The 11,061-nt window shown below is 71.6% G+C and carries 10 protein-coding genes; 5 read left to right on the plus strand and 5 right to left on the minus strand.

Annotated features, from left to right (window positions below; genetic code table 11):
* Positions 1–5: 5 nt before the first annotated feature.
* Positions 6–1,502 carry a right-handed parallel beta-helix repeat-containing protein gene (locus tag ACFW1A_RS32420; RefSeq protein WP_380415253.1) on the minus strand — a complete coding sequence of 499 codons (1,497 nt, stop codon included), beginning with the start codon at positions 1,500–1,502 and terminating at the stop codon, positions 6–8.
* A 225-nt stretch (positions 1,503–1,727) separates the two neighbouring features.
* Positions 1,728–2,681, minus strand: coding sequence for a helix-turn-helix domain-containing protein (locus ACFW1A_RS32425; protein ID WP_380415255.1), 954 nt, complete (start codon positions 2,679–2,681; stop codon positions 1,728–1,730).
* A 397-nt stretch (positions 2,682–3,078) separates the two neighbouring features.
* Between ACFW1A_RS32425 and ACFW1A_RS32430 the strand changes: the two genes are divergently transcribed.
* Positions 3,079–4,851: a S8 family serine peptidase gene (locus tag ACFW1A_RS32430; RefSeq protein WP_380415257.1), complete on the plus strand. Its 1,773-nt coding sequence runs from the start codon at positions 3,079–3,081 to the stop codon at positions 4,849–4,851.
* Between the two features lie 133 nt (positions 4,852–4,984).
* Here ACFW1A_RS32430 and ACFW1A_RS32435 read toward each other — a convergent pair whose 3' ends face one another.
* Positions 4,985–5,557: a hypothetical protein gene (locus ACFW1A_RS32435; RefSeq protein WP_380415259.1), complete on the minus strand. Its 573-nt coding sequence runs from the start codon at positions 5,555–5,557 to the stop codon at positions 4,985–4,987.
* A gap of 257 nt (positions 5,558–5,814) precedes the next feature.
* Here ACFW1A_RS32435 and nudC point away from each other — a divergent pair, with 257 nt between their 5' ends.
* Positions 5,815–6,699, plus strand: coding sequence for an NAD(+) diphosphatase (nudC, locus tag ACFW1A_RS32440; RefSeq protein ID WP_380415261.1), 885 nt, complete (start codon positions 5,815–5,817; stop codon positions 6,697–6,699).
* A 1-nt stretch (position 6,700) separates the two neighbouring features.
* Here nudC and ACFW1A_RS32445 read toward each other — a convergent pair whose 3' ends face one another.
* Positions 6,701–6,841 (minus strand): hypothetical protein, encoded by a 141-nt coding sequence (locus tag ACFW1A_RS32445; protein ID WP_380415263.1) that lies wholly within the window; start codon positions 6,839–6,841, stop codon positions 6,701–6,703.
* 253 nt (positions 6,842–7,094) lie between these two features.
* On the minus strand, positions 7,095–7,991 hold the full coding sequence (locus ACFW1A_RS32450) for a helix-turn-helix transcriptional regulator (RefSeq protein WP_380415265.1): 897 nt from the start codon (positions 7,989–7,991) through the stop codon (positions 7,095–7,097).
* Positions 7,992–8,196: 205 nt separating this feature from the next.
* Here ACFW1A_RS32450 and ACFW1A_RS32455 point away from each other — a divergent pair, with 205 nt between their 5' ends.
* The 3 genes from ACFW1A_RS32455 to ACFW1A_RS32465 all read left to right on the plus strand — a co-directional run bounded on the left by ACFW1A_RS32455 (position 8,197) and on the right by ACFW1A_RS32465 (position 10,900).
* Complete coding sequence (locus ACFW1A_RS32455) at positions 8,197–8,931, plus strand: SDR family oxidoreductase (RefSeq protein ID WP_380415267.1); 735 nt, start codon at positions 8,197–8,199, stop codon at positions 8,929–8,931.
* A gap of 92 nt (positions 8,932–9,023) precedes the next feature.
* Positions 9,024–9,998, plus strand: coding sequence for an aldo/keto reductase (locus ACFW1A_RS32460; protein WP_380415269.1), 975 nt, complete (start codon positions 9,024–9,026; stop codon positions 9,996–9,998).
* A 50-nt stretch (positions 9,999–10,048) separates the two neighbouring features.
* On the plus strand, positions 10,049–10,900 hold the full coding sequence (locus ACFW1A_RS32465; RefSeq protein ID WP_380415271.1) for an aldo/keto reductase: 852 nt from the start codon (positions 10,049–10,051) through the stop codon (positions 10,898–10,900).
* Positions 10,901–11,061 lie beyond the last annotated feature (161 nt).

Genomic DNA, 11,061 nt, shown 5'->3' on the forward strand with positions numbered 1-11,061 from the left:
GCCTGCTACAGGCCCGCGCCGTTGTAGGCGCCGCGGTTCGGCTTGGCGGTGGCCGAGACGGGGTTCGCCCAGTAGTCCCGTCCCCCGTTGCTGGCGACCACGCCGCCGTTGCCGAGGGCCGGCGATCCTGCCTTCAGCCGGTACCCGTCCACCGAGTAGATGGTGTTCCCGCCGGTGCCGGGGGCGGTGAACTGCGGGTCTCCGACGATCCCGTTGGCCGTGGGCCGGGGAACGCCCTGGAACACGTTCCACAGCCAGGAGATCCCGCTGCCGGTGGGCAGGGTCGAATCGGTGGTCCCGACGAAGACGTTGTTCTCCATCGTGGTGTTGACCGGCAGGTCGATGCTCAGCTTCTTGTTCGGGCAGTACACCACGTTGTTGTAGAAGAGCAGGGTGGACTTGTCGCCCATGCTGTTGGTCCGGCAGTCGTTCTCGAAGACGTTGTAGCGCAGCACCTCGGTGGCAGCGCCGGAGGTGCCGCAGCCGTCGCAGTTCAGGAAGAAACCGCCGGCGTTGTCCCGGCTGAAGTTGTACTGGACGGTGCAGGTCCCGGTGTTGCCCCAGTCGCAGTCGAAGGCCTCGCTGTCGTTGGTGTACGGGCTGGTGCCGTAGACCGCGTTCTTCTGGATCGTGGGGTTGTGGTCGCCGAGCACCCAGACACCGGCGAACACGCCGCCGGAGAAGGGGTAGACGCCGGTGCCGGTGTTCGCCGCGGTGTTGTACTGGATCATCGGCGACTCGGCGTAGCTGACGATGATGCCGTCGCCGCCGACCGCGCTGACGGTGTTGTGCTCGACCAGGACGTCGCTGCCCTTCACGTCGAGCGCACCGACCCGGACCTTGATGCCGCCCCCGCCGGTGTTGCTGACCTGGTTGTCGTGCACGTGGGCGCCGTTGAGGGTGGAGTTGGTGTTCAGCGCCTCGAACTCGATGCCGGCGGAGTGGACGAAGTCCTGCACCGTGCTGCCGGTCTTGTTGGTCTGGCCGGCGACCCGGTCGACGACGAGGTTGCCGACGTCGAAGCCGGTGTGGGCCTTGCCGTCGGTGGCCGCGATGTACAGGCCGTCGCGGCGGGCGAGGGTGTCGGCGGGGTTGGTCAGCTCCAGGTTCTCGATCGTCCAGTGGTCCTGGTCGGTGAGGGTGAGGGCGGCGTGGGCGCCGTTGCCGTTGATGACGGGCAACGCCCCGGTGCCGTAGTCCGTGATGGTGATCGGCGCGGCGGCGGTGCCGCTGCCCTGCGGGGCCAGGGCACCGGTGCAGGTACTGCCCGACGCGATCGCGAGGGTGTCGCCGGGCTGGAAGGTCAGGGCGTTGACGCTGGCCGGGTTGTTGTAGGGGCTGGACTGCGTCCCGGTCCCGTCGGTGGAGCTGGAGCAGTCGAGGTAGACCGTCGCACCAGCGGCCGATGCGGCGGTCGAGGAGGTGATCGTGGCGGCGCCGAGGGCCGCGACCACGACGAGCGTGCACAGTGGGACCTTTGTCCGAGATGCACTGATCCTCATGAAGCACCCCTTCTGGGGGAGTTGGGTGGGGGGCACACACGCTAGAGGGGCTCCTGGGGCAAGTCAATACACCGCGATCGTTCGATCAATAATCGATCGACCTGCGGATCATCCGGTCGCCTCGACCCGAACGTCGCGCCCGTGCCACCCGTACCGCGCCGACACTGCCTCGCCGTGCCGACGCTGCCTCGCCGTGCGGCCGCTCACCCGCCGCCGGCGGCCTGCTCAGCCGAGCAGGCCGCGCCGCGCCGCCTGGAGGCCGGCCTGGAACCGGGTGCGGGCACCGAGCGCGTCCATCAGCCGGCGCATCCGCCGCTCGACCGTGCGCGGGTTCACACCGAGCTTGCGGGCGATCACCTCGTCCGTGTGGCCCGCGGCCGCGAAACCGAGCAACTCCACGTCCTGCTGCGAGAGTTCGCTGCTCGGACGGCCCGGTCCCCAGAGCGGCGCACCGAGCTGCCACTGCGCCTCGAAGAGCGCGACCAGCCCGTCGAGCAGTGGTGAGGCGGTGAGGACCACGGTCTGCCGCTCGCCCTCCAGCGCGAACGGGACCAGGGCCGTGCTCCCGTCGACGATCAGGAGCTTCATCGGCAGCCGCTCGACCACCCGCGCCAGCTCGCCGCCCTGCGTCAGCCGGCGGGCGAGCGCGAGCTCGCCGGGCGCGTCCAGGGCGCGGCGGTCGTAGACCGTCCGGAACCGCACGCCGCGGTCCATCAGTTCGAGCTGGGTGGCGGTCTGCAGACCCAGCCCGGTGGCGACGTACGGCGGCCGGTCCAGGATCACCACCTCCTGCTTCGCCAACCGCTGGGTCTGCTCGAACAGGTGCACATTGGCCCGGTCGCCGCGGACGACCCGCGCCGGCAGCTCATGACCGGCCTGCCCGGTCCGCCAGAGCTCACCGAGCTCCGCGGCCTCCAGCCTGGCCCGCTGGACGCGCTCCTGCAGGGCCAGCGCCAGCACCTCGATCGCGGGATCCGGCGGGGCCGGGCGGTACCGCACCGGCCGCGTGGACGTCCGCACGACCAGACCCTTCTCCTCCAGTCCGCGCAGCAGCCGCCGCAGCCGGGCGGCGTCGACCCGGGTGTGCCCGACCAGTTCGGCAACGGTCCGGTCCGGGTACCGCAGCACGACGCGGTAGACCTCCTCGGCCGGTGCGGTTACTCCGAGCGGTTCCAGCACGTCCGTGCTCCTTCCCACTGCCGGGGTCCCGGTCGGCCCAGCGGCAGGGGTGCCGTCCGCGGCCCGACGTACTCGCGCAGAGGGAGCCGCGCCACCGGGCGCCACGCTCTCCTCCTGGCGGAGCCCGTGGCTCGCGCACCGATGGGCGAGCACTGACGGGGCCCACGACTTGCGGGCGGCGGACACCGTACCAGTCCGCGCCGGCGGGCGGTCAGGCCTGCCCGTCCGCTGACGCACCACCAGGGAGCTGACGATGCATCAGCTAACGCGCAGCGGCCCGCACCGGCGCCTGTCGGCTTCCCGTCAGTGGCGGTCTTCCGATGGATCTTTCCCGCCCCGGCGGCCCTAGCGTTCTCGTCACCTCTCCCCAACCCCCAGTGGAGGAAGCATGAAACGCGTGGCGATACTCGCCGGCGCCGCCCTGGCAACGCTCGCGGGAATCGGCCAGGTCCCGGCCACCGCGGCCGAGCCGCAGCCGAGTTCGGGCTACGTCGTGGTGCTGAAGGACGGTGCGACGGTCGACCCCACCGCCGTCGCGCACGGTGTGAAGGGCCTTCGGCTCCACTCCGTCTACCACTCCGCGCTGAACGGCTTCTCGGCGGCACTGACCCCGGGTGCGGTCACCGAGTTGCGGGCCGACCCCGCGGTCAAGTACGTGGAGGCCAATGCCACCGCGCACGCGGACGGCCAGGCCGTGCCGAACGGCGTCAACCGGATCTTCGCCCCGGCCAACCCGGGCCTCAAGGTCGGCGACGGGCTCGACCAACGCACCGACGCGGACGTCGCGGTGATCGACACCGGCGTGGACTACTACCACCCGGACCTCAACGTCGTGCACCGGGTGAACTGCGTCGGCGTCACTGCCTGCGTGGACAACGCGGGGGTCGACGACAACGGCCACGGCAGCAACGTCGGCGGCATCATCGGCGCCCTCGACAACGGCACCGGCTACGTCGGCGTCGCCCCGGGCGCCCGCCTCTGGTCCGTCAAGGTGCTCAACAACCAGGGCAGCGGCACCACCGAGGAGATCGTCAACGGCATCGACTGGGTCACCGCGCACTCCGACCAGATCGAGGTCGCCAACATCAGCCTCGGCTTCGACGGTGACGTCCAGGCCGTCAAGGACGCCGTCAACCGGGCCATCGCCAAGGGCATCGTGGTGGTCGTCTCGGCCGGCAACAGCCACAAGGACGTCAGCACCCAGACCCCGGCCAACGTCCCCGACGCGATCACGGTCTCCTCGCTCAGCGACGGCGACGGCAAGCCCGGCGGCCTCGGCAACTTCGCCTGGTGCAACTCGAACAACAAGAACAAGGACGACACGCTCTCCGACTACAGCAACTTCGGTGCCGGCGTGGACATCGCGGCCCCCGGCGACTGCATCCAGTCCACCTACAAGAACGGCGGCTACTCCAACTACAGCGGCACCTCGCAGGCCGCGCCCCATGTCGCCGGCGCCGCCGCCTGGCTGACCCGCGGCCCGTACAAGCCGCACGACCGGGCCGGAGTGCTCGCCGTCCGCGACACCCTGGTCAGGGCCGGCAACTTCAACTGGACCGACACCTCCGGCGACGGCGTCAAGGAACCGCTCCTGGACCTGCACGACCCCGCCGTCTTCCCGGCCGGCGGCACCGCCGGTCCGAACGCCACCTTCGTCCCCGGCTGCGACGCCACCGGCAAGACCTGCACCTTCGACGCCTCGCTCTCCACCGGCAACGGCCTGAGCTACGCCTGGGACTTCGGTGACGGCACCACCGGCACCGGACCGAAGCCGAGCCACACCTACGCGGCGTTCGGCGTCTACGACGCCAAGCTGACCGTCACCGACAGCGCCGGGCAGACCAGCGGCAACAGCGCCTACGTCCGCGCGACCGACCCGACGGTCAACGAGAACCCGGTCGCCGTGGGCTCCGGCTACTGCGCGGTGAGCTGGTGCAGCTTCGACGGCACTGCCTCCTACGACCCGGACGGCGAAGTCGCCTCGTACCGCTGGGACTTCGGCGACGGCGCCAGCTCCACCGACAGTCGGCCCGACCACACCTACCCCGACCGCACCGCCACCTACAACGCCAAGCTGACCGTCACCGACCTGAAGGGCGCCACCGGCACCACCATCGTGAAGGTGAGCTGCACCGACGACGTCTACATCACCACCTGCACCATGTCCTGACGCACCACCGGCAGGGCCCCGCACCACCGGCCTCCGGGCGCGCCCCCACCGCGCCCGGAGGCTTCGGCCTGCGCTCCGCCCCGGGCTCGAGCGCAGCACCTCCTGCGCTCCGACCCGCCCGGCGCCGTACCGATTACACGTCCCAGGGGTTGCCGTGCGGCAGGCAGCCGAAGGCCTGGAGGCGCGAGTCGACGTCCTTGAGACCGGCGACGCCCGTGCCGAACTCCGCCCACCCGCGGGTCTCCGTCTCCTTGGCCTGCTCCGGAGCCATCGTCGGCCCGGGGTTGAGGATCGAGACGCTCAGGACGGCGTCCATCCCGGAGCCGAGGTGCTGCAAGGCGGTCGACCAGGCGGTCTGGGTGTCCTGGTCGGGGATCGGGCTGTACGCGCTGGCGCCGCGCAGGTCCTGGGACGCCTGGTTCAGGTCGATGACACCGCGGCCGGCGTCGTGCTGTGCCTGGACCTCCGCGACGGAGTGGATCAGGGCATCGAGCTTGTCGACCCCGCCCGTTCCGTACCAGAGGACGACCTTGGCCGAGACCGGCGTGGCCTCGGGGGTCGGCGGGGCCGCGGCGGGCGACGCAACGGTGCTCGACGCAACGGCGGCGGTCGGCTGCGCACTCGCGCTCGCGGCGGCGCCACCGGCCGTCGGGGAGCCGGTGCCGGAACATCCGGCGAGCAGCAGCGCGGTGACGCCGCTCAGCACCGGCGCCAGGACACGAACAGTAGGACGCACAAGGACCCCCTGACCGGCAGCTTTCGGCACTGCCATGGACGGACCGTCAGGCTATCCACCCGCTCCGACACCGAGCGGCGTTCACGATCTCCGCCGTCTCCCGTGCCGTCCAGCATCACGACGAGATCTGCGAACTCGGCTGTACCGGCAGCTACCAGGTGGACGTCCGCTAGCGTGGAATCTGCGCAGGACAGGACGGGCTAGGGGGAACCTTGTATTACAGCGGCTTGGGGCTCGACCGGGTTGGCGGCCGGCGTACCGACTCGGAGTGGGTAGCCGGGCTGTTGACGAGCCCCAGTACCCAGGTGATTCCCTTGTGGCGGGACCACTGTCTGGTCCGCGACGACACGCCCGTCCGGCTGCCGCTGGCCGAGGCGCGGGGCATCCTCGACGCCGCCGACGACCAGGTGTTGCTCGGCCTGGACGGAGGGGCCGCGGTGTTCGCGGCCGACGTGTCCCGCGTCGACCGGGCCAACGCCGTCGAACTGGCAACCGCGGACACGGTGCTGGAGGTGCGAGCCATGGTTCCCACCATCACGGTGGACGAGGCGGGCCTGCTCGCGTATGCCCGTGGAATCCTGCACTGGAACCGAAATCAGCGGTTCTGCGGCGCGTGCGGCGGTCCGACCGTCCCCAGCAACGGTGGCCACCTGCGGACCTGTCAGGACTGCGGAAAGCTGCTCTTCCCGCGGATCGAACCGGCCGTGATTGTGCTGGTCGAACTACCCGGCACGCCTCGGCGCTGCCTGCTCGGCCGGCACGCGGGATCCGGTCCGGACCACTTCAGCACGCTGGCTGGGTTCGTCGAGATCGGGGAGAGCCTCGAGGACACGGTGCGCCGCGAGGTCGCCGAAGAGGCCGGTGTCACGGTGGGGACGATCACCTATCAGGGATCCCAGTCGTGGCCGTTCCCATCCGGGATGATGATCGGGTTCCGCGCCGAGGCCGTTTCCGACCGGATCGACGTGGACAACGTGGAGGTGGTGGAGGCACGTTGGTTCACGGCGGCCGAACTTCGGTCGCGTATAACGGACTCCGCTGTCGGCGGGCCCTACCGGGTCGACTCGATCGGCAAGGTGCTCATCGACCAGTGGCTGGCCGACGTGGAGTGAGTCAGCTTGCCACGTAAGGGCTGCCCTCGGCAGCATGGACGAGTGCGTCGATGAAGCGGATGTCGTGTTTGGCGCGGTCCTCATCGCGCCCGTCGACGACCAGCACATGACCCACGAGCAGGAGCGGGACGACATAGCCCACGCGGACCACGGAAGGCAGCCGATTTGGACCGAGGAGACAGCCCTTCAGACGGTTGACTCAGCTGGTACCATTCGACACGTCACCGTCTACATCGGCGACCCCTCCGCTGCCCTCATCGCGCTCATCGATGCCGATTCATGCACGGAGATCAGCGGTGCTGACCACCTCGACTGTCTTACCCAGGCTCGGCGGCAGATCGTGAGCGCAGCCACCCGCGGGGATGCGGTCGTCCGCGGCCGGGAGATCGGTCGACTCACCCCTCGGTCAGGGTGTCCTGGTCGTCCGGCCGAAGGGCGGCTGTGGTGGCCCGGGTGGCGGCGAGGCTGCCGAGGAGAGCGACCCGTTCCTCGGTCGGGGATCCCGGTGCACTCGTGTAGGCGTACATCATCCACCCGGGGTGGTCGGGCAACTCGACGCCCTCGTAGACGAATTCGAGGTCGCCCACGTCGGGGTGGTGGATCTGCTTGGTGCCCGTGCGGTGCAGGCGGACCTGGTGGGCGGACCAGCGGGTGCTGAAGGCGTCGCTGCGGGCCGCGAGTTCCCCGATCAGGTCGGTCAGCGCCTTGTCCCGCGGGTTCCGCCCGGCGGCGGTGCGCAGGTTCGCGGCGGAGGCGTCGGCGGCGTGCTCCCACTGCGGGTAGAAGGTGCGCGCGGCGGGGCTGAGGAAGATGAACCGCGCACTGTTGTGGCGGGCGTCCGGGTCCCCGAGCAGCGGGGCGAGCAGGGCCCGGGCGAGCGGGTTGGTGGCGAGGATGTCGGCCCGCTGGTCGACGATCCAGGCGGGTGCCCCGGTGATCGCGTCGAGGAAGCGCTGGAGCGAGGGCCGGATGGTCGACTGGGCGGGGCGGGAGCGGCGCCGGCCCGGCGAGGGGTTCGCGGCCCGGGCGAGGTCGTGCAGGTGCTCGGTCTCCGCCTCGTCCAGGCGCAGCGCCCGGGCCAGGGCGTCCAGCACCTCGGGAGAGACTCCGGCGAGGTGCCCGCGTTCGATCTTCGCGTAGTAGTCGCTGCTCATCCCGGCGAGCATGGCGACCTCCTCGCGGCGCAGGCCGGGCAGCCGGCGGCGGCCGCCCCCGATGATCCCCGCCTGCTCGGGGGTGATCCGGTCGCGTCGGGTGCGCAGGAAGTCCCGCACCTCGGCCTGGTTGTCCATGTCGTCCACGGTACGGCCGGTCGGGGACCTGGAGGAGGGACTGCCAGTACACGGATAACCGGTCCCTCGCGCCCCCTCCGGGCCGGTGCTGGAATGGCTGGGTCGGGGCGGTCCGGACCTTTCGGACCACCGGACACCGAACGCCCACCGCTCGACGACGGCCGTGGGCCGCCCCACGCCACCAGCACGAAGGACAGGACACACCATGAGCCAGGACCAGCAGCCGGGACGCGTCGCCGTCATCACCGGGGCCTCCTCCGGGATCGGCGCCGCGACCGCCCGGTCCCTGCACGCCGCGGGCTACCGGGTCGCGCTCCTCGCCCGCCGCACCGACCGCATCAAGGCCCTCGCCGACGAACTCGGCGCCGGCGCGATCGCCGTCCCCGCCGACGTCACCGACCGCGCCGCCCTGGTCGCGGCGGCCGAACAGGTGAAGCGAGATTTCGGCGGCACGGACGTGCTGGTGAACAACGCCGGGGTCATGCTGCTCGGCCCGTTCTCCGCCGAGCAGCGCGCCGACTACCGCACGATGATCGAGGTCAACCTGCTCGGCGCCATCACGGCCACCGAGGTGTTCCTCGACCTGCTCAAGGACGGCGGCGGCGACCTGGTGAACATCTCCTCGGTCGCCGGCCGGGTCGCCAACGTCGGCAGCGGCGTGTACGCGGCCACCAAGTTCGGCATGAACGGCTGGTCGGAGTCGCTGCGCAAGGAGCTGCTGCCGGACGTCCGCGTCACCGTGATCGAGCCCGGCGTCGTCGCCACCGAGCTGCCCACCCACATCACCCACGAGGCGACCCGGCAGGGCGCCCAGGAGCTGTACGGCGTCGCCGAGGTCACCGCCGAGGACGTGGCCGAGGTCATCACCTTCGCCCTCCAGCGCCCCCGGCACCTGGCCATCCACGAGATCCTGCTCCGCCCCGCCGGCCAGGCGCTCTGACCCGATCCCCCGTACCGCTCGTCCCCGCCCGCCTGGCCTGCACCAGCTACCGGGCCGACCGGCATCGACCAGCCAACGAAGAGGACCCTCCCGTGAAGCACATCCGCCTGCGCGACCTGGACGTCTCCCGGATCGGCCTGGGAGCCATGGGCATGTCCCACGGCTACACCGGCGCCGGCACCGACGACGACCAGTCCGTGCGCACCGTCCACCGCGCCCTGGAGCTGGGCGTCACCCTCGTGGACACCGCCGAGGTCTACGGCCCGTACACCAACGAGGAGCTCGTCGGCCGCGCCCTCAAGGGCCGCCGCGACCAGGTGGTGCTCGCCACCAAGTTCGGCCTCGTCTCCCACACCGGCCGCCCCGGCGCCACCGACAGCAGCCCGGCCAACGTCCGGGCGGCTGTCGAGGGCTCCCTCACCCGGCTGGGCACCGACCGCATCGACCTCTACTACCAGCACCGGGTCGACCCGGGCACGCCGATCGAGGAGACCGTCGGGGCGCTGGCCGAGCTGGTCACCGAGGGCAAGATCCGGCACATCGGCCTCTCGGAAGCCGGCCCCGAGACCATCCGCCGCGCCCACGCGGTGCACCCGATCACCGCGGTCCAGTCCGAGTACTCGCTGTTCACCCGTGACCCCGAGGCCCGCGTGCTGCCCGTGCTCCGCGAGCTCAACATCGGCTTCGTGCCCTTCTCGCCGCTCGGGCGCGGCTTCCTGACCGGCGCCATCCGCTCCACCGGGCAGTTCGACCCGGGCGACTTCCGCGCCGACAACCCGCGGTTCTCCGGCGCGAACTTCGAGCACAACCTGCAGCTGGCCGACCGGGTCGCCGCGCTCGCCGCCGCGATCGGCGCCACCCCGGCCCAGGTCGCCCTCGCCTGGCTGCTCGCCCAGGGCGACGACATCGCCCCCATCCCCGGCACCCGCCGGGTGGCCCGGATCGAGGAGAACGCCGCCGCCGACGCCGTCCACCTCACCGACTCCCAGCTCGCCACGCTGAGCAACCTGCCCCCGGCTGCCGGCGACACCCACAACGAGGCCGGCATGCGGATGATGGAGCGCTGATGACCGGGCCCGACCCGCGCCCTTCCACCCGGCCGACTCCAGGAGCCCCCGTGCAGCACGTCACCCTGAACACCGGCGCCCGGATGCCGATCCTCGGCTTCGGCGTCTACCAGATCCCGGCCGACCGGACCGAGCAGGCCGTCGGCTCGGCCCTCGCCGCCGGCTACCGCCTGCTGGACACCGCGGCCGCCTACGGCAACGAGGAGGCCGTCGGCCTCGCGATCAGGCGCAGCGGCATCCCGCGCGAGGACCTGTTCGTCACCACCAAGCTCTGGATCCAGGACGCCCCGGCCGAGCGCAACACCCGCCGCGCCTTCGAGACGTCGCTGACCAGGCTCGGCCTCGACCACGTCGACCTCTACCTGATGCACCAGCCCTACGGCGACGTGTACGGCCAATGGCGCGCCATGGAGGCCGTCCACCGCGAGGGCCTGGCCCGGGCGATCGGCGTCGCCAACTTCTCCCCCGACCGGCTCCTCGACCTGGTCCTCAACAACGAGATCGCCCCGGCGGTCAACCAGATCGAGACCCACCCGTTCTTCCAGCGCACCGCCGACCACGCCCTCATGCGCGAGCACGGCGTCCGGCACCAGGCGTGGGGCGGCTTCGCGGAGGGCCGGAACGACCTGTTCACCCACCCCGTCCTCGCCGGGATCGGCGCGGCACACGGCAAGTCCGTGGCCCAGGTGGTGCTCCGCTGGCTGATCCAGCGCGACATCGTCACCATCCCCAAGTCGGTCAACCCGGACCGGATGGCGCAGAACATCGACGTCTTCGACTTCGCCCTGACCGACGACCAGATGGCCGCCGTTGCCGCCCTGGACACCGGCGCGACGCTGTTCTTCGACCACCGCGACCCCGAGATGGTCGCCTGGCTCAGCCGGCGCCGCCTGGACGGCTGAGCCCCGGAGCGGAGTCACCCGCGCCCGCCCGGCGGTCCTACCGCCGGGGGGGGGGGGGCGCCCGGAACGGGGCGGCGGCCGGGGGGCGGCCGCCGCCCCCGCCCCCCCCCCAGGGGGGGGCGCCCCCCCCCCCCCCCCCGCGGCGGCCGGCCCCCCCCCTA

The organism is Kitasatospora sp. NPDC058965, from assembly GCF_042741245.1.
In the GTDB taxonomy this organism is placed as follows: domain Bacteria; phylum Actinomycetota; class Actinomycetes; order Streptomycetales; family Streptomycetaceae; genus Kitasatospora.